The 18,908-nt window shown below is 45.4% G+C and carries 15 protein-coding genes and 1 riboswitch; all 15 genes read right to left on the bottom strand.

Features of this window, described 5'->3' with window-relative positions; genetic code table 11:
• Positions 1 to 10 precede the first annotated feature (10 nt).
• The gene (locus ACFWMP_RS09840; RefSeq protein ID WP_379423316.1) at positions 11 to 1,531 is read right to left on the bottom strand and encodes a glycosyl hydrolase; all 1,521 of its coding nucleotides are present in this window, start codon (positions 1,529 to 1,531) and stop codon (positions 11 to 13) included.
• Between the two features lie 153 nt (positions 1,532 to 1,684).
• Positions 1,685 to 3,235 (bottom strand): glycosyl hydrolase, encoded by a 1,551-nt coding sequence (locus tag ACFWMP_RS09845; protein ID WP_379423318.1) that lies wholly within the window; start codon positions 3,233 to 3,235, stop codon positions 1,685 to 1,687.
• 12 nt (positions 3,236 to 3,247) lie between these two features.
• A riboswitch (cyclic di-GMP riboswitch) is annotated at positions 3,248 to 3,327 on the bottom strand.
• A gap of 136 nt (positions 3,328 to 3,463) precedes the next feature.
• Complete coding sequence (locus ACFWMP_RS09850; RefSeq protein ID WP_036676586.1) at positions 3,464 to 4,837, bottom strand: sugar phosphate nucleotidyltransferase; 1,374 nt, start codon at positions 4,835 to 4,837, stop codon at positions 3,464 to 3,466.
• Between the two features lie 707 nt (positions 4,838 to 5,544).
• The gene (locus tag ACFWMP_RS09855; protein WP_339245147.1) at positions 5,545 to 6,885 is read right to left on the bottom strand and encodes a UDP-glucose dehydrogenase family protein; all 1,341 of its coding nucleotides are present in this window, start codon (positions 6,883 to 6,885) and stop codon (positions 5,545 to 5,547) included.
• Between the two features lie 4 nt (positions 6,886 to 6,889).
• Positions 6,890 to 7,990, bottom strand: coding sequence for a glycosyltransferase (locus tag ACFWMP_RS09860; protein WP_036676592.1), 1,101 nt, complete (start codon positions 7,988 to 7,990; stop codon positions 6,890 to 6,892).
• Positions 7,991 to 8,051: 61 nt separating this feature from the next.
• Positions 8,052 to 9,191, bottom strand: coding sequence for a glycosyltransferase family 4 protein (locus ACFWMP_RS09865; protein ID WP_339245145.1), 1,140 nt, complete (start codon positions 9,189 to 9,191; stop codon positions 8,052 to 8,054).
• The gene (locus ACFWMP_RS09870; RefSeq protein ID WP_379423321.1) at positions 9,191 to 10,378 is read right to left on the bottom strand and encodes a glycosyltransferase family 4 protein; all 1,188 of its coding nucleotides are present in this window, start codon (positions 10,376 to 10,378) and stop codon (positions 9,191 to 9,193) included. Before ACFWMP_RS09870 ends, ACFWMP_RS09865 begins: the two co-directional genes overlap by 1 nt.
• Positions 10,365 to 11,222, bottom strand: a complete 858-nt coding sequence (locus tag ACFWMP_RS09875; RefSeq protein WP_339245139.1) for a glycosyltransferase family 2 protein — start codon at positions 11,220 to 11,222, stop codon at positions 10,365 to 10,367. Before ACFWMP_RS09875 ends, ACFWMP_RS09870 begins: the two co-directional genes overlap by 14 nt.
• Before the next feature lie 26 nt (positions 11,223 to 11,248).
• On the bottom strand, positions 11,249 to 12,634 hold the full coding sequence (locus tag ACFWMP_RS09880; protein WP_379423324.1) for an oligosaccharide flippase family protein: 1,386 nt from the start codon (positions 12,632 to 12,634) through the stop codon (positions 11,249 to 11,251).
• Positions 12,600 to 14,078, bottom strand: coding sequence for an O-antigen ligase family protein (locus ACFWMP_RS09885; protein WP_379423326.1), 1,479 nt, complete (start codon positions 14,076 to 14,078; stop codon positions 12,600 to 12,602). The genes ACFWMP_RS09880 and ACFWMP_RS09885 overlap by 35 nt, the downstream gene beginning before the upstream one ends.
• Complete coding sequence (locus ACFWMP_RS09890; RefSeq protein WP_036676606.1) at positions 14,075 to 14,848, bottom strand: WecB/TagA/CpsF family glycosyltransferase; 774 nt, start codon at positions 14,846 to 14,848, stop codon at positions 14,075 to 14,077. Before ACFWMP_RS09890 ends, ACFWMP_RS09885 begins: the two co-directional genes overlap by 4 nt.
• Entirely contained in the window at positions 14,845 to 16,191 is a 1,347-nt protein-coding gene (locus ACFWMP_RS09895) for an O-antigen ligase family protein (RefSeq protein WP_036676609.1), read from the bottom strand. Before ACFWMP_RS09895 ends, ACFWMP_RS09890 begins: the two co-directional genes overlap by 4 nt.
• Before the next feature lie 9 nt (positions 16,192 to 16,200).
• Positions 16,201 to 17,136 (bottom strand): glycosyltransferase, encoded by a 936-nt coding sequence (locus ACFWMP_RS09900; protein ID WP_036676610.1) that lies wholly within the window; start codon positions 17,134 to 17,136, stop codon positions 16,201 to 16,203.
• Positions 17,137 to 17,161: 25 nt separating this feature from the next.
• Positions 17,162 to 17,854 carry a sugar transferase gene (locus tag ACFWMP_RS09905; RefSeq protein ID WP_042124430.1) on the bottom strand — a complete coding sequence of 231 codons (693 nt, stop codon included), beginning with the start codon at positions 17,852 to 17,854 and terminating at the stop codon, positions 17,162 to 17,164.
• Between the two features lie 30 nt (positions 17,855 to 17,884).
• Positions 17,885 to 18,775: a UTP--glucose-1-phosphate uridylyltransferase GalU gene (gene galU / locus ACFWMP_RS09910; protein WP_042185171.1), complete on the bottom strand. Its 891-nt coding sequence runs from the start codon at positions 18,773 to 18,775 to the stop codon at positions 17,885 to 17,887.
• Positions 18,776 to 18,908 lie beyond the last annotated feature (133 nt).

Here is an 18,908-nt window from a genome sequence, read left to right on the forward strand (position 1 = left end):
TTTCATTAGATTAAGGAAGGAACAATGCCCCTTGTGGAATCACCTGCTGCTTCTGGCTGGAACTCTCCCACAGCAAGCGAAGATTAGCATCTCCTTCATTCTCATAATATTCAATTTGGATATCATAAAGTGTTCCGGCTGTGAGCGGGATACTTCCTTTATGAAGGGTTGCACTTTGATTTTTCCAATTATCGATGATCAGCTTTCCGTCAATCCAGACACGGACTCCATCATCAGAGGATGCCGAAATCGTATATTTTTCACTGAATTTGGGTTTGAGCTTCCCTTTCCAGCGAACAGAAAAATGATCTTCATCTATCTCCTGTGCAGGTGACCCGCCATGCCAATTAAAATCAATCTTACGATCATCGCGGATAAGTACCGCTTCTCCCTCTAAATCAGTATTGTTATAGTATTCTCCAGTCAAACCCGTTGGAGTTACCGGGATTACCGGTGCTATCGAAGGGCCTCCTGTTGTGAGAACGTAATCCTCTCTCGATACTATAAACGAGTCATTCATAAAGCTTTTAATTGACTGTAGCGTATTATTTTCTGTCAGTAATTTTCCCCAGGTCATCATATAGACCCATTTATTTTGTTTCTCGGTTAATACTTCCGGGTTCGGCAGCTGTCCACTCTCCCCGATTCCGATAGGTTTACCATCAGCAAGTGCGAGCAGATCCTCATAGTAGGACTGCTTATAATCGTTATTGTAGATATCCGCAGCCAGAACATCGAGTTTATCCGCACCGGGATAATATGCAGCATAAGGATCTGCCCATTCATTCGGCGCATTCGGATTCCACACCCACAGTAGATTATTCAGTTGATGTGTATTTACAAAACGATCATAGACAATATTCCAAAGCGCTGAAAAATTGTCCTTTTTCCCCCACCAAAACCAACCGCCGTTCATTTCATGGTAAGGTCGCCATAAGACTGGAACTCCGGCATCACGCAGCTGTCCCAAATAGCCAGCGATCTCGTCTAGATCAGAGATTAGACTCTTATACTGAGCCGTCCCAGGCGTAACATAAGTATTAAACTTCTCTTGACTGAGACTTCTGTTTACATTGGACCATTCCGGAGAAGTCCCCGGCAAACTCTGATGGAATGTCATGGCTACAATGCCACCCTCTTGATGCCACTCCATTGCACTGTCTATAACAGCTTGTCGCTGTTCTGCGATCGTCCCTTCGGGTTGATTATTAATTGCCCCCAATTCATAACCATGTAGAACGGCATTTTGTCCCGATGTATTCTTCAGCTTATGAACCAGTTCATCTGGACTTTCTAGATAATCATGCTGGCCAGACAGGATTCCTTTGCCACTTAGATTCACCAAATTACTCAGCAGTTGCTTGGCTTCTTCAGAAGCTGATGGATTGCTTGGTATAGCCGGAGGAAGAGCGGAAGAAACACTCATAGCCTTCGGAAGACCCTTAACCTCTCCCCAAGGCAGCAAGGAAAAAATAATAAACACCGGTAATATAGTAAACAACAATCTGTTTTGCTTATAATATTTACGCAAATAAATCCTCCTTTCGGTAGCTGTACTGCCTCCACAGGTGCTAAATAAACATACCTGTTATCGGACAATCGTCTTCTGACCTAATGAGGACTATAGCTTAGTAGCTCTGCAATAACGCAGAGCCACTAAGGATCGACCTTTAATTTTCATCAATCAGGAGACATCCGGAAGATAAAGTGCACTTGCTGGAACTGTCTCTTTAGCTTGACTAGCACTTTCCCACATCAAGCGGACTCTCGCATCGCCTTCATTTTCGTAATACTCCACCTTGATATCGTATAGCTGGCCAGCCTTCAGCGTTATATTACCCTTACGCTCAGTACCACTTTGCTTAGTCCAACTATCAATCACGGATTGCCCATTCACCCACACACGGATGCCATCATCTGAGGTAGTGTAAAATGTATATTGCTCATCATATAATGGCTTAATTTTACCTCTCCAACGTATGGAGAAACGATCAATCCCGAGGGCGGCATCCGGCGAGCCTTGCCGCCAATTGAAATCGATAATTGCATCAGTTCTAGTAAGAGCTGCTGTTCCCGATAGCTGTATGTTGTTGTAATATTCTCCTGCAAGCCCCTTCACAAGAGGAATTGCTGCCTCACCCTCTTCTTCGGGAGGTGCCGGCGCTGGTGCAGCGCTAGGTGTCGGTACCAGACTAGTATTTAATTTATCTCTAGTTAAGGTATAGTTGCTATTCATAAATGTTTTAATTGTATCTGCACTGTTATTCTCGTAAAGCATTTTTCCCCAGCTCATCATATACGTCCATTTACTTTGTGATTGCTGAAGCTTCTCCAGATTAGGCATTTCACCATTCTCCCCGATCGCAATCGGTTTGCCTGCGGCTAGACTCAACAAGCTGTCATAGTATTTTTGCTGGTAATCATTTTCGTATATATCTGCTGCCAGAATATCTACTTTATCAGCACCTGGATAAGTTAGCGCATAAGGATCTGACCAAACATTGGGAGCATTCGGACTCCATACCCATAACAAATTATTTAATTTATGAACGTTAACAAAACGGTCATACATAATATTCCAAAGTTTAGAAAAGTTATTTTTCTTCCCCCACCAGAACCAGTTCCCGTTCATTTCATGATAGGGTCTCCAAAGCACCGGAACATTGGCATCGCGCAAGCTTTTTAGGGAGACTGCCACCTTATCAAGTTCAGCGATCAGATTGTTATATTGCTTGGTACCCGGTGTAACGTAACTATCGAATTCATTCTGACTAAGTGTTTTTTTTACATTATCCCAGTCATAAGAGGTGCCCGGCAGGTTAGCATGAAAAGTCATAGCTACGATCCCGCCCGCTTTATTCCAGTTGATGGCGCTGTTCACCACATTTTGACGCTGCCAGGCCATCGTTCCTTCTGACTGACCGCTGATCGCGCCCAGTTCATAACCGTGAAGAGCGGCATATTGTCCGCTGGTTCCCTTCAGCATATTGTTAATTTCATCTGGACTTTCTAAATAGTCATGTTGACCAGCAATAATACCTTTTCCTGAGATCGAGTAAAAATAGTTAAGCAGCTTTACGGCTTCAGGTGAGGCTCCTGGGGTAACTGGCGTTCCAGAATTTGAAGCAGCTATGACAACAGACGGCGAAATTCCAACAGTAAGCGGAAGTGCAGTCAGAAACAAGACGAGTGACAGAAATGCGCCAAATAATCGATACGTACGGTAAGCTTTCAAAATAATCTCCCTTTCGGTAGCCAGGCTGCCACTCTTTCGAAGGCCCTATAGCTTTGCGTCCCTACCTTTCGATAGGTTTGCCTTTTCAATTTAAGAGAAATAATCTCTCTTACCGTAAGTATCGACGACAATTAATGATATATTTAGTGTTTTTATGACTTTTTTTGATAATTGAGTCAATTTACCTGTTTCAAGAAATTTTGGATTGGTTAAATAGATAGGTTAGACCTATGAAATGAATTGTTGTAGTTCTATATCATTCCAGTCTAAAGTAATACGAATGTTATCTTCTTCTACTAATTCAGAACCCGTCTGCACCTCTATAAACTCGACATCCGTCAAAGCAAGGATCGCGTGCTTCGTTCCTTCCGGTATACGTACCACGTCCCCAGCCTTCACATTATGTTTTTTCTCATTCAGCACAATACTTGCTTCGCCGCTGACGATTGTCCAAATTTCACTACGCTTGCGATGTAATTGATAGCTGATATTATTCCCCTCGGATATAAAAATCCGTTTGGTCAGCACTTCATTGCCTTCATCATATTTCACATAATCAATAACTTTGTAATGGCCCCAGCGGCGTTCCTCGTACATCGGTCTTTGTTCAAAGGTCTTCAGCACTTCTTTAATCCGTGGGCTCTCAGCTTTATGGGTAACTAGAATCCCATCCGGGCTAGCCGCAATGATCAGATCCTTCGCACCAATTACCGTAATCGGAATATCCAGCTCATTAATCAAGCAAGTCCCCTCAGAATCCGCCGTTACAAAACCTTTTCCTACATGCTTGCTGCTCATTTCCTCTGTCAGCGTATTCCACGTTCCAAGGTCCTTCCAGAATCCATCATACGGCTGCACCACAATATGTTCTTCTTTCTCCACCACTTCATAATCAAAGCTGATGGAAGACAATAGCTTATACTGCTTCTGCAATTCTTCATATCCTAAAGGCAACCCTTTACGCTGCAAAATATCTAACAAGTACCCTAAGCGGAAGGCAAACACTCCACAATTCCACAATGCATTTTGCTCGATGAGCTGTTCTGCTTGTATACGGTCTGGTTTCTCTTGAAAGTGACTCACCTTCATAAAACCATTTCCCCCCGCCTCTTCGGTGGTAGGAATAATATATCCGTATTTCTCTGAGGCATGTTCAGGAACAACACCCATTAGTGCCAGATTTGCTCCACTTTCCAGCATGGTCCCCTCAAGCATAGCTATGGTATCGAAAAAGGATGCTTCTACATAAGGGTCAACAGGCAATATTGCTACCGTCTCCGCTGGAGAAACACCTGCCACTGAATAAAGATAGGTAGCTGTTAAGGCGATAGCCGGAAAAGTATCCCGACGCTCCGGTTCAACGATAATCGGCACATGACTTCCCAGTTGGCTTTGTATCATTTCTACTTGGCCGCGGCCGGTGGCCAGATAAGATGATTCTGCCATCCCCGCTTCCTCCAGCTGTCTCCAGACACGTTGTACCATGGATTCTGGTTCACCTTGAGGGCTTTCAAGTACCTTTAGAAATTGCTTTGAACGTGAGTCGTTGGACAACGGCCATAACCGTTTACCTGAACCGCCTGATAGAAGTACCATTTTCATAGAATGAACCCTCCTTGAATTATGGAAATCGAGCATATTTGAATTGTTATCAAAACGTCTGGCTTCCGTTTGGTGGTAGCTAGAATGGATTGTATTAAAAGCTATATCTTTGTTAGGTAGAAACCACTCCAAGGGATTTTGGACTTCCGATCGCTGTTATCCTCAGATTTCCTGATTGAACCGCTTCTCGCGGTAGAAATCCGAGGATAAAGGCGAACACTCCGTTTCTACAGTTCCAAATTCCCTTTCCGTTCTTAACCTAACCAACTTCTTCTTAATACTTGATCCGTGCGTACCGGGCTGTACCAGCCGGAAGCAAGCACGTTTTTCTAAAGATTTGCTTCTGCTCTGGGGGAGGCAGCAGCAACTGCAAGAACAACTGCAACTACAAGAGCAAGACTAGTTGCCACCACAGAGACAGAGACAATGACAACTACAAATGCTACTGCTACTGCTACTGCGGTATATAATCAGAGTACCTAACTTTATAAATTGCTTAGAACCTTAAAATAAGGGAACGGAGTGGCGGAAGAGAATTTTGGAACTGGAGGAGCGATAGCGTCCGCCTTTGTCTGCGGATTTCTACCGCTATTAGCGGTTAAAATCAGGAAATCTGCAGACAACAGCGGCCGGAAGTCCAAACATTCTCTGGAGTCACGGCTCATCCCTAAATAGAAAAATCACAAGTTCAATCAATATAACTTAGATTAAACCGCTCCAGCCACACTAGCAGAATAACCGCTCAATCCACCCATCTGCGGACGGCCGACAGAATGATAAACGAGGCCGGTACCCTCGATTTGCTCCTTGGAATACACGTTGCGTCCATCGATCAGCACCCCATTGCGCATGCTTTTCGCCAGCTGATGCAGATCAATCTCCTTGAGCAGGCTCCAATCGGTCAGCAGGCATACTGCGTCGCTGCCCTCAGCAGCTTCCTCTGGCAGATTGCACCAGCGAAGCTGCGGATGATCATATTGCTGCCTGAAATTTGTAGCTGCGATTGGATCATATAGTTTGACTGTTGCCCCCTCAGCCACCAGTGCCTCAACAATCTCTCTGGCGGGAGCTTCGCGGACATCATCAGTATTAGGCTTGAAAGCAAGCCCCCATATCCCAATCGTCGAACCGCGCAGGCTGCCAAGTGATTCATGCAGCTTGGAGATGATCATAAACCGTTGTCCCTTGTTCACTTCGACTACAGATTTCAATAATTTGAATTCGTAATCGACGTTGCCCGCAATTTGAATGAGTGCATTAGTGTCTTTCGGGAAACAGGAGCCTCCATAACCGATGCCAGCCTGCAGGAAGGATGACCCGATTCTTTGGTCCATACCCATTCCTTGTGCTACCTCGGTTACATCAGCTCCCACTTTTTCACAAATATTGGCGATCTCGTTAATAAAGGAGATCTTCGTGGCCAAAAATGCATTTGAAGCATATTTGATCATTTCAGCACTGCGTATATCTGTTACAAATACATTTTCAGTGAAACCCTTATGAAGCTCGCGCATGGTTGGTTCCAGCTCTGGATTATCAAGACCAATGACAATTCTGTCGGGATGGAGGGTATCGCGAATCGCTGACCCTTCACGTAAAAACTCGGGAGCAGACACGATATCAAAAGAATGATGGGTAAACTTAGAGAGCATTTTGGAGATTTTCTCATTTGTCCCTACGGGAACTGTAGATTTAGTCATTATAATTTTGTGCCCTTCCATCGCTTTAGCGATTTCAGCAGCTGCACCCTCAATGTAGGTTAAGTCAGCTTCACCATTAGGCAGCGATGGCGTACCTACAGCAAGAATGATAATATCTGAATGCCGCACCGAATCCTGAAGATCTGCAGAAAAAGATAACCGTTCCTCACGAAGATTCAGTTCAATCAGTTCCTCGATTCCCGGCTCATAGATGGGCGATTCCATCTGTTTCAGCTTCTTAATCTTTTCCTCGTCCTTATCCACACAGATGACATGATGTCCGCCCAGTGCAAAGCACACGCCAGATACAAGACCCACATACCCAGTACCGATTACTGTCAGCTTCATACAATCATCCTCCTTTTAGAAAATTGACGTAGGCCTGCTCAACATACTGCTTGAACTTAACCATAAACGCCTGCTCATCGAATTTACGTGCATGCTCCATGATTTGATCGATATCCCAAGCGTAGGACTCTACCTCATAAATAGCCTTAAGCAGATCCTCCACTTCTTGATGCTGAAAGAACACACCATTTACATAAGGAATAATAGTATCCAGTGCCCCACCTGCTTGATAAGCAATTACCGGTCTTCCTGCAGCGTTCGCTTCCAGCGGTGTAATTCCAAAGTCCTCTTCTCCTGGAAAAATGAACGCTCTACACTGTGCCATCATTCCAGTCACTTGCTCATCTTCTAGCCGGCCCAGAAACGATACATTATCCTTAGCCATGCCTTCGAGACGCTTGCGATCTGGTCCATCCCCTACGATATAAAGCTTAAGTCCGTTACGGTTAAAAGCCTCTACTGCCAGATCAATCCGCTTGTAGGAAACAAGCCGAGATACAATTAAATAATAGTCACCAATGGTTGAAGAGCTTGTAAACCGGGCTGTATTAATCGGTGGAAATATGACATCTGCATCCCGGTGATAATAATTCTGAATCCTCGTCTTCACTACTGATGAATTGGCTACGAACTGATTCACATTTTTGGAAGTCCGTTGGTCCCACGTTTTGAGCTGCTGCATGTATACCTTAAGCATTTTTTTGAACAGCCCGGAATTCGACTGACGTTCCATGTAGGTGTCATAATCCCATGCGAAGCGCATAGGCGTATGGCAGTAACAAAGATGAAACGTATGTTTAGGAACTTGAATACTTTTCATAAAAGCACTGCTGGAACTCAGGACGATATCGAAACCGCGAAAGTCCAAATCACGGATGGCCATTGGATAAAGTGGCAGCACCCCTTTAAAATTGGTCTTTACCCCCGGAATCTTTTGCAGCCAGGAGGCACGGATATCCGCATCTTTGAGATTGTCAGTAAGGCGGCTTCCGTTAAAAACCGTTGTGTAGATTGGAGCCTCGGGATACATGTGATGAAAGACTTCCACCACTCTTTCCGCGCCGCCCATTTGGATTAAGTAATCGTGCGCTATCGCAATTTTCATGTGAATCATCCTCAAAGTTTTATGGAGCATCATCTTCAGAATTACCGCGTCATAGCATCTGTCAGGTGCCCGCCAACAAACCTTTATAGTAGTCAACGATGTCCTTGACCGTATTCTCGATAACAAAATGCTCTTTCACTCGTTTCATCCCATTGTCCGCCATCCGCCGTCTTTCCTCTGAGTGATCCAGCATCCATTTAATGGAATCTGCCAGTATCGCCGCGTCACCAGGCTCTATCAGTAGCCCTGTCTCACCTTGAACTACAATTTCTACCGGCCCGCCTTCATTGGAGGCGATCACCGGCAATCCCGCTGCCATTCCTTCAACGATAACTTGGCCAAAAGGCTCAGGAGTTACCGAAGTGTGAATCAGTAAATCAGCAGTATTCATAAGACCTTGAATATCATCCACATGCCCTAGCATGCTTACATTAGTAAGCTCGTCGTTTTTTATCTTTTGCAGCAATTCCTGCTTATAAGCCTCTTCTCCAAACAGAGCGTCTCCAGCCAGCCAGAATTTCACACGAGGTTCGTTCTTAAAGCTTTTTGCGGCTTCCAGCACAATATGTTGACCTTTCCAATGCGCCAATCGACCAACTAGCAGTACGTTAAAATCCTTCTGGTCCCGCATACCGATCCCATTACCAATCGCTTTAGCGAAAGCGGAGTATACGACCAACGTTTTTTTCGAACGCGGCAGCTCCAAAGCATTCAGCGTAGAATGTGAATTTGCGATGACTCCATTGGGGAGCAGTCGCGACAGCAAACGAATTCCTTTGGCAACGATTGGCTTTAAATAAGGAGCCCCAATATGATCCCGGATGTGCCAGATCAATGGAACGCCCGCTATTTTTGCAGCGATGGCTCCGTATAATGCAGATTTTAGGGAATTGGTGTGCACGCAATCTACCTTCTCCGCTTTTAAGAGCGGCGCAAGCTTGCGGCCATAAGCCAACAGCTTGAAGGCTGCAGCAGGTGCTCCCAAGTTGACAGCATTTCTCCCCCGACTTCTGATGCTCTCATCCAGCGGAATAATACGGACATCCATCCCTTTTTCACGTAGCCGTTCAGCCAGCGCACCATCCTCAGCCAGAATTACCAGTGGATCGATCTGTTCTCCAATATGGGTAAGGATGTTAAACAGGGCAACTTCTCCACCACTCCATTTAGCAGTGTGATCTATATAGGCTACTCTAAGCATTACGTGGTCACCTCCTCTCCTAAGGCTTGTAGGAACACGGATTCTACTTGATCCGTAACATGCTCCCAGGTATATCTCTCCAGTACATGCTCTCTACATTCATCCCGGCTCGGAAGCAGCTTTCGATTGCTAAGCATATGGATCATACCTTCAGCCATGTGGTCACTACTTGAACTCTTAAATAGTAATTCCGGCCGGAAGCCTTGCAAAATTTCCTTATTGCCGCCAATCGGTGTAGCCATCACTGGCAATCCTGAAGATAAAGCTTCAACGGTAATCAAACCAAAGCCCTCCAATGCCTGTGAGGGAACCACGAACATATCCGCTGCCTGATAATAAGAGGCTAGTTCATGATCGGGAATGTAGCCTAGCAGTCTTACCTTATTGCTTAAGCCATAGTCGGCGATCTTTTCTTTCAGTTCTCCCCGCAACGGCCCTTTACCACCAATCAGCAGAATTGCATTCGGGAAACGCTCCGCAACTTGCTTCCAGGCTTCAAGCAGCTGTAGCAGTCCCATCCGATTGACCAACCGCCGAACAGTCAGCACGGTTGTTGCTCCCTCAGGTAAATTTAAGCTTCGTCGAATCGCCAATCGATTCGTAGCGGGAATAAAACGTTCCACATTAGCTGCTCCTGGAATCACTATAATTTTGTGTAGAGGCACTCCGTGCAGCTTATGGAGAATGTCCCGGAACGTCTCACTAAGCACAATGAACTTATCCGCTAGTTTATAGGCTCTATGTTCAATGGATTTGGCGATGGTTGTTTTGACCCGGTGCTTAATGCCTTGGCCTTCGATTTTCATTTCTTCATTCCATGGGCCATGAAAAGTCATCACTACAGGAATCCCGCGTTTCTTTGCTTCCAAGGCTGGACCAATACCATAAGGAGCAAAGTGAGTGTATAAAATATCTATACGGCCACTGCCCTCTCCCATCAGATCGGCCGCCTTACGCTGGAAAGCATCCTTACGTTTCCAGATCCCATCTTTTGGATCTCCGGCATTGTGAATAATCAATTCCTCAGGGGTATCAGGCGTTTCTTGACTGCAAATCAGCGCATGCACCCGATTACGTGAGGAGAGTTGCTCGCAAACGGATTTGAAATACGTGTTAAGCCCACCCGGCTGTAGCGACGGCCAGCTAAGGCCAGTCGTCATAATGTTCAATCCGTCACTGTACGGCATAGCTTCTCTCTCCTTTATTCTCCTTCTCGGTCTGACTCGTCTTCGCATTGTGCTGAGTCAGCTTTCCCGATCTAATTAATTCGTAATGCTTGAAGCCGACCATGAATTCATACATGACCCAGAATACGGATACACCGAAACCTGACATTCCCTTCTTGAACAAACCGTGTAAGAAATACTTTTGCAGGAAACGGGCTGGCGGTCTTAACAGCAGATGACTGACCCGAAATCGTTTGCCCTTGGCATACGCACTTTCAGCTTCCAAGTCAGTATACTTATTGAATCGTGCCACATGATCGTTAATACTGCGGTAACCATAATGCCAGAGGGTTCCTGTCAAACGTATGGTTCGTTCTTCAGAAACCTCGGGCATCTCGTGCACCAAGCTGTTTCGAATTCCATACGCTTTGCGGTTGTAAAGGCGCACTAGATATTCGCCACGATCCAGCCATCTGCCCATAAAATCACCGATCCGGTAGATAGAATAGGCAACCGATTGATCCTTAAGCCCCGGTTTCAGTTCAAGAATACTTGCGGCCAACTCGTCGCTGACCACTTCGTCAGTATCAATAAGGAAGACCCAATCATGAACCGCGCGTTCTACTCCGAACTCCCTCTGTTTCGCATATCCGGGCCATGGGTTGACGTATACACGACAATTCAAGCTTTCGGAAAGCTGAACTGTCCCGTCTTTGCTGCCTCCGTCAATCACAATCACCTCATCGGCGAATAACCTGCAGGATTGTATGGCCTTAGATATTCGAACTTCGTCATCCTGAGCGATGATGACAGCCGATATTTGATAATTGCCTTGGCCGCCTACCACGCTTTTTACTGAATCCATGAAGGTTTCCTCCTTTGTCTTTCGCATTATCCATTCATATCCATCGGTTTCTTGCGAATGTAAGAATTCATCGTCGTCTTCATCCACTGGATGTCCTCCCGGGTAATGAGCAGCCGGGGTAGTTTAACTTTTAAGGTGTACTTTATATTGAGAACAATGAAGAAGAATCGCAGGATTGCTGATGACAGCATCGCTATCCCTGCTCCGAGTAAGCCAAACTTAGGGATGAGCAGGAACAACATTGGGATAACCAAGAGTAAGCCAAAACCTTGAAGCATCGAAACAATTTTCGGCTTGCCTAGCGCCATAAAGGCCTGCGCCAGAATGATCGTCCCCCCGCTAATAGTCACTTCAAGGAGCAATAAGCGAAACACGGTTAATGCCGCATTGAAGTCTTTGCCATACATCAACGGAATTACTAAAGGGGCTAAGAGCATCAGGACTACTCCGCCAAGCATGGTGAAAGTCGTACTTATGCGAAAGGCTTTGAATGTTAACTCAACTGCCTGTTCTTTGGACAGCTCAGAAGCCTTAGGAAACAAGACGATCGTAATCGAGCTTGAGAAAAAATTAACCATTCGCGATAAACTCACAGCCACTACATACAGCCCCAGATCAGCAGGTCTTAACAAACCGGCAATTACGATCTGATCGATATAATAAGAGAAATTGCCAAGCAAGTCATTGCCGTAGGAACCAAGCCCGTAAGTAAACAATCTTTTTAAACTCTGAAAGGCTCCTCTCATCTTCACCTTATAGGTGCGCAGCAAGGAAATCGTCATTCCGATAAACAGCGGCGCTCCAGGAAGGAGATAGGCAACTGCAGTTGTAAAAGGATTCATCTGATCCAGCGCGATCAATATCCCAATCATCGTCAGTGTAAGCAACGGCACTAGATAGCGAATCCAATTAAACCTCTTGTATTCACCTCTGAATTGAAAAGCTGCATTGTTAATTTGAGAGATCACTATAATCGGACACAGAATCATTGACCACTGGGCAAAGGTCACAACCTCCGGACTGAAGGATTTCAGCCAATAGGGTAAGACCACTATGCCTATAATCATTGCGATGACCCCAAAAATGATGCCGAGCAGCAATGCCATTCGATAAAGCACTCCGGCATCCTCCGGGTTTTTCTTAGCGTTATAAATCAGAGCTGATGGAATCCCAAAGCTCATGCTAAAGGCCAGAAACTGTGACCAGTTAATCATTGCCGTTTGTTCCCCACGTCCTGTCGGTCCAAGATAACGGGCGGTCAGTACACCCGTTAACATGTTAATCAGTAGGATCATGACACTGACAAACATTGTCTTCACGGCTGCCGAGCTGTTATCCTTACTCTTCGCGAACAATCTAAAAGATGACCAGATTGTTCTAGCGGGGAGAGATTTTGCATTCAATTGCTGCATACGGTGTTCCCTTCCTTCTACTTTGTGTAATCTCCCTTGCGCTGAGGCCAAGACCGATCAGCATCCAGATTAAGTATCCCTTGAGTCCGGGAAACCCATTATCTGATACCAAACTGACTATCGCACCGGTCCAAGTAGCAAGAGCAAGTCGGGCGTATGGCTGCAATTGGTCCCTGCTGATTACTCTAGCGAATATTTGTTTGACAACTGCGCCTAAAGCTCCGAAGAAGAAAACAGCACCCAGAATACCAAAGGTAAGCAGTAAGGCGATAACTCCGTTATCCATAATTCCGTACTCTCCAAGCTCGCCGTCATTACCAAGCTTAGTCCCTTGACCTACACTACCGATTCCCTGACCTACTGGATTGGCGGCGACCATAGGCAGCATGTTTTGCCATAAGCTTAGCCGTTCATTATAAGAGTGATCTTCCTGAACAGAAGAAAGTGTCTCTACCCGAGCAACCAGTCCTTCGGCGCCAGGCAATTTTGGCACAACCCAGAACAACGCAGCAGCCACAAAAACTAATTGGATCAAGGTTTTCCACTTTCCCTTAGAAGGAGAGGTTCCAATGTACATGAGCAGCATCACCAGAAGAATCAGCCATGCCGCGCGTACTAAAGTAGTCAGCAGGCAGATTACAACCAGCAGCACGCCGATCCAGCGCAATGTTCCCCGCCATTTTTTCTCCAGTATCATCGGAACTAAAGCAAACGCTAAGAAGGTTGCAGCCGGTCCCGGTGAATTCAGCGTAGAGAACACTCGGATTTCCAATGGATATGGATTTCCGATGGACATCATATCCGCATGTTTCATCCAGAACACATCCCAAGGTGGCACCGTCAAATACTGAACAATCCCGTAAATGGCAACTAGGACAGCAATATTAGCAAAAGCCGTAAGCAATCGATCGATATCCTTCGGCTTGAACTTCGTGACGGCAAAGTACGGCAATAACAGCAGTGGCACAATATAATTCGCTAAGTCATAAACTGAACCCATGCCATTCTTAGCCAAACCGATTAAAGCACCATAACCCAGCGCAACTGCGAACATTAACATGATCCGCGTGGAGGCCTTTTGAATATTATGAATCTCCTTCAGCAGCGGAATGATCAAGGTTACACCGGTTAACAAGGGAGCTAAGCTCAGCAAGGATACAGAGTGATACACTCCTTCTGACCAGTCAGCAATGCGGCGCAGCTCTGGAGCTACGGCCCAGATTAGCAAGGTATAAGTAACCAGCATTTTCGGTCTAAGTATGGCTAGCAAGAAAGCCGGGAATAGGATGGCTGAGAGAATGGCTCCCTGCAGACTGTTCGATGAACTCAGCATCGCACTGGAGAAGCCGATGATCAGCGGAAGAGAGACACCTGCAGCTGCAGTCCCCCCTATTAATCCAGCTGTCTTGATGAACCTAAGTGATGGGGGCGTAAATACACTCATTCCAAGCCTCCTTCCTTCACCTTATCCCGCTTACGCAGTTCCTTAAGTAATAAAAGTAGAAATTGTGCATCATCCACAAGATATCTTTTCCAGAGCCGGCCCGGCTCCTGGCTTAGCCGCCAGAACCATTCGAACCCTGTTTTTTGCATAAAGCTAGGCGCTCGTTTCACTGAGCCTGACAGAAAATCAAAGGTCGCTCCCACTCCGATCGATATCGGAGCTTGATAAGAGGTATAGTGGCGGTAAATCCACTTTTCCTGCTTAGGCGCTCCTACACCAACAAACACGATATCTGGCTGGCACTCTGTCAGCATTTCTATAATGCGTTCATTCTCCTCCTCATTGTGCTCGAATCCATAGGATGGAGAATAACAGCCAACCACATTTATCCCGGGATGCGCTGTTTTCAAATTCATCGCTGCCCGTTCCGCCACGCCTTCAGCTGAGCCTAAGAAGAACAGCCGGTACTTCCTTTGCTCAAAGGCGTTGCCCAATCGATTAAATAGATCCGCGCCGGATACCTTCTGCTTAAGCGGCTTGCCTAGCATTTTGGATGCCCAGATCAGTGGCATTCCGTCAGCAACAACTGCGCCTGCCTTCGAATATACCGTTTGAAATTCTTTATCCTTACGAAGCTTGATCACATGATCTACATTGCAAGTGAGGATATAAGACTGATTCCTCTCCTGAATGGTTTTATCAATGTAATCAAGCAAATCCATGAAATCATAGTTATCAAAATTGACATCGAACATGTTCACTTGACTCATCGTATCACTTCTTTTTGTGGGGAATCGGTTGGCTGTGAAGATCGATACAGGCAGTTCAGGTACCAACAGAACGGAATAATAAATTGGACCGTCGACAGCGTGTTATCGGAGAATGAGTAGATTAAAAACGCTGCAATAAATAACAGATAATAAGGTTTGATCGGCGGAGCCAATGCTCTGTACACCAGAATAAATACAGCCAATAAAGAGAACATCAACAGAATAGCGCCAATATATCCCCCATCGAAGTAAAAGCGGATATACTCGTTGTGCGGAACTACAAAACCCTTATACAATGTTCCATCATTTGCTACCGTCACTGCTCCAAGCCCTCTACCAGACCAAGGAGAGTCCGCAGCCTTGTTTAAGAAATACTCCCATGCCTCTGACCTTCCTGATAAATCAACAGCCGTATCTGTCTGTCTCTCAAAGGAACGTTTCTCAAAATTATCGAGCTGCCAGAAAACGGCGACCATAATCAGGAAAAATGCACCCATCAACGGAATTAGCAGATAGGTTCTGCCCTTCAAATATTGGCGGAGAATATCATAGAAGTAATAGAGAACGGTAAGTCCAAGTGCCAATATAGGCCCTCTTGTTCCTGTTCCAATCAAGATAAAGAAATTTAGAACTAACATGATATAGAAAAAGCGTGCTTGCTGCGGATTCCGCTTCACCTCAATAAATGGAATCGCTACTCCCATAAAGGCCAGCATTGCTAGATGCGCAGGAATATTAGCCCCCTGAATCCGTACAGCGCCTGTATACTCGATGTTGAGAAAATTATGAACATGCGCAAGCTGCAGCAACAAACCAACCACTACACTAACAAGGGGAAGCATACAGATAATTTTGATTTGCAGCTCGGCTACATTCTTTTTCCAGTTGATTAATAAAAATACGAATGGAATGGATAGACCGATAAAAGCTTTAACTGCAATGGATGAGGTCATTTCCGGCAGCCAGATCGAAGATCCAAAGGTAATCACCAGCAGCGCTACCATTGCCCACAAGGGGTGACTCAGACGAAACCGCAAGCCATTGACCAGAATACAAGGAACAAGCAGCATCACGATAACCAATTTATAAAGGGACAGTATCTCCATTCCGAACATGCTGCCATCATATAAAAAGTTAATCGATATTGCCGTCGTGATTAGAACGAAATAACTGATCAGTTCAGGCCGTGAAATTGAGATTCCCAGCAAAATAATCAGAAGCACGGCAGCTATCGCAATCATCGGCTGGTAGATGACCGCCGTTCCAAAGAACAGGGCCGACATGAGATAGAGCATCCCGTATGGCAAAACATTTAATTTGGAGCCCCACTCAAAATTTGTCATATTAATCCCTCACCCCGCTGCGGAATGCCTCTCCCGATTGAGAATCATATGAAGCGTTCCACGAATACTCTCCAGCCTGCATTTGTTCAAAAGCCTTCTTCCTTTACTTCTTGAGAGGATAGAATCAGCCAGGATATACACAAGCTTAGCCGCTGTCTTTCCCACTAGAAGCAGCTTGCCTTTTAGTCCTTCGCTTTTCATAGCGTTAGAGATGCCTTGGCTATAATAGCGCCTCATAATCCAATCTTCCGTTAAACGGGCCGCCGGAACGAAATGGTCAACCGCCATTTCCGGATGGTAGAGGATGGAATGCCCTTCTTTTTGAATCTGTCCGAATAACCAGGTCTCTTCACCGGAGAGCAGAGAATCACCCTTTCTTCCGAGATCTAGGGGAAAAAGACTGATGTCGAATACGAGCTTCCGCATCGCCATATTGGCCCCACAAGGATGAAGTTGCTTGGGATATTCCTTAATCCGGCTACCTAAATCAACAATCGTGTACGGAAGCTCAAAGGGTTTAATCAACCAGTCCGGACGTTTACTTTCAAATATCGGAGCGATTTTGCCTCCCATAGCCATGACCTCCGGTTTACTCTCGAAAGTACTGACAATCGTTGTTATCCATCGCTGGCAAGGTATCGCATCATCATCGAGAAAGGCAATCAGCGGCGATTTGGAAGCCAGAATTCCTGTATTTCTAGCCGCTGAAAGCCCCTGCATCGGCTCCATCATGTAGCGGATATCCACATCAGCTCCATGCTTTCCTATAAACTTTTTGACGCAAGCTTCAGTATCATCCTTGGAACAGTTATCCACAACAATGATCTCCGCCTGCTCTAAGTGATCTAGCTTTAAAAGTGACTGAAGCGTCTTGATCAATAAAGGTGCTCTGTTGTAGGTACAGATGATAATGGAAAGCTTAGGAACGTCTCCGTATTCACGCATCGGCATTCACCTAATTTCCACATTATTAATAAGCATCTTTTGAACCGAGTAACATCAGTCCGGTTTTAGCAATGATTTTTAGATCCAGCATGGTGCTCCGAATATGGATGTAGGTTAAGTCCAGCTGTACCATTTCGTCGAAGCCGACACTATTTCGGGCATTTACTTGCCAATATCCGGTACAGCCTGGTGTAACCGTCAAACGCTGTTTGTCATATTCCGTATACTGAGCCACCTCTTCAGGCAGCGGAGGACGAGGACCGACCAGACTCATTTGACCTATCAGCACATTCCACAGCTGAGGTAGCTCATCGATGCTCGTCTTGCGCAGGAATCTCCCTATCTGTGTGATCCGCGGATCGTTCTTAATCTTGAACATGGCACCGCTCACTTCGTTATAGGCCATCAGGTTTTCTTTTAACTCCTCAGCGTTACTAACCATGGATCTGAACTTATACATCGGGAACTGCTTTTCATTCTTCCCAACCCGGTTTTGCCGAAAGAACACCTTTCCTTTCGGATCCTCCAGCTTGATCAGAATCGCCACGACAACAAATAATGGCATTAACACGAGAAGACCAAGAGCGGAAAAAAAGATATCGATCATCCGTTTCATTATCAAATAGGACTCTGCTTCTTTCCTTCTCTCATCGGTATGCAGCATGTAAAGTTTCGGCAGGACCGCCTCGTAGTCTTCCGGCAGTTTTTGCATGCTCATCCTCCTCATCTAAAATTTTGCGAACTCAACTTAACTACTCAAGCTGGTTTGTCCCATTTTATTCAGCCATTCCGCCATTGCATCCATCACCGGATAGCGCAAATCTTCACTTTGCAGTGCAAATTCAAGTGTTGTCAAAATATATCCAAGCCGCTCGCCGACATCATATCTTGTTCCGTCAAAATTATAGGCATATACCCGTTCGCTCTGATTCAGCTTCTGAATGGCATCTGTCAACTGGATCTCTCCGCCAGCGCCTTCTTCCATCAAATCGAGATACTTAAAGATCTTCGGCGTAAACACATAACGGCCCATGATCGCAAGATTAGAAGGTGCCGTACCTAGTGGCGGCTTCTCTACAAAATTGTTAACCCGATACAATTTACCGTCCTGCAAATCCGGTTCAATAATACCGTAACGATTCGTGAATTCATCAGGAATCTCTTGAACTCCGATAACCGAGTTTTGTGTTTCTTCATATTGATCGATCAGCTGCTTAAGGCAAGGTACGGCTCCTGTGACGATATCATCGCCTAACATGACACCGAATGGCTCATCTCCGATAAACCGTCTTGCACACCATACGGCATGCCCCAGACCCTTCGGTTCTTTCTGGCGGATATAGTGAATTTCTACCTTGGCTGAACGTTGAACCTCTTTAAGCAGATCCAGCTTTCCATCTTCCAGAAGCCTAGACTCCAGCTCAAACGCATTGTCAAAATGATCTTCAATGGCTCTTTTACCTTTACCAGTAACAATGATGATATCTTCAATACCGGAAGCAATAGCTTCCTCCACAATGTATTGAATGGTTGGTTTATTGATAATCGGAAGCATTTCTTTAGGCATGGCTTTCGTTGCAGGAAGAAAGCGCGTACCTAGTCCTGCCGCGGGTATGATTACTTTTTTTACCTTTTTCATCGCACTTTACCTCCTAAAAGTTTTGTGAGCATTAGCTTCAATGATTTGACTTCGTACAAAACTCACTTCGAAAGCATAAACTTAAGTTTTGTGAGCATTAGCTTCAATGATTTGACTTCGAGCAAAGCTTACT

Source organism: Paenibacillus sp. NPDC058367 (assembly GCF_042723305.1).
Taxonomy (GTDB): domain Bacteria; phylum Bacillota; class Bacilli; order Paenibacillales; family Paenibacillaceae; genus Paenibacillus_AQ.

Coding starts and splice junctions, on each gene's coding strand:
- ACFWMP_RS09850 (WP_036676586.1), bottom strand. CDS start 4,837: ATGAAAATGGTACTTCTATCAGGCGGTTCAGGTAAACGGTTATGGCCG.
- ACFWMP_RS09855 (WP_339245147.1), bottom strand. CDS start 6,885: ATGAAGCTGACAGTAATCGGTACTGGGTATGTGGGTCTTGTATCTGGC.
- ACFWMP_RS09860 (WP_036676592.1), bottom strand. CDS start 7,990: ATGAAAATTGCGATAGCGCACGATTACTTAATCCAAATGGGCGGCGCG.
- ACFWMP_RS09865 (WP_339245145.1), bottom strand. CDS start 9,191: ATGCTTAGAGTAGCCTATATAGATCACACTGCTAAATGGAGTGGTGGA.
- ACFWMP_RS09870 (WP_379423321.1), bottom strand. CDS start 10,378: ATGCCGTACAGTGACGGATTGAACATTATGACGACTGGCCTTAGCTGG.
- ACFWMP_RS09875 (WP_339245139.1), bottom strand. CDS start 11,222: ATGGATTCAGTAAAAAGCGTGGTAGGCGGCCAAGGCAATTATCAAATA.
- ACFWMP_RS09880 (WP_379423324.1), bottom strand. CDS start 12,634: ATGCAGCAATTGAATGCAAAATCTCTCCCCGCTAGAACAATCTGGTCA.
- ACFWMP_RS09885 (WP_379423326.1), bottom strand. CDS start 14,078: ATGAGTGTATTTACGCCCCCATCACTTAGGTTCATCAAGACAGCTGGA.
- ACFWMP_RS09890 (WP_036676606.1), bottom strand. CDS start 14,848: ATGAGTCAAGTGAACATGTTCGATGTCAATTTTGATAACTATGATTTC.
- ACFWMP_RS09895 (WP_036676609.1), bottom strand. CDS start 16,191: ATGACAAATTTTGAGTGGGGCTCCAAATTAAATGTTTTGCCATACGGG.
- ACFWMP_RS09900 (WP_036676610.1), bottom strand. CDS start 17,136: ATGCGTGAATACGGAGACGTTCCTAAGCTTTCCATTATCATCTGTACC.
- ACFWMP_RS09905 (WP_042124430.1), bottom strand. CDS start 17,854: ATGAGCATGCAAAAACTGCCGGAAGACTACGAGGCGGTCCTGCCGAAA.
- galU (WP_042185171.1), bottom strand. CDS start 18,775: ATGAAAAAGGTAAAAAAAGTAATCATACCCGCGGCAGGACTAGGTACG.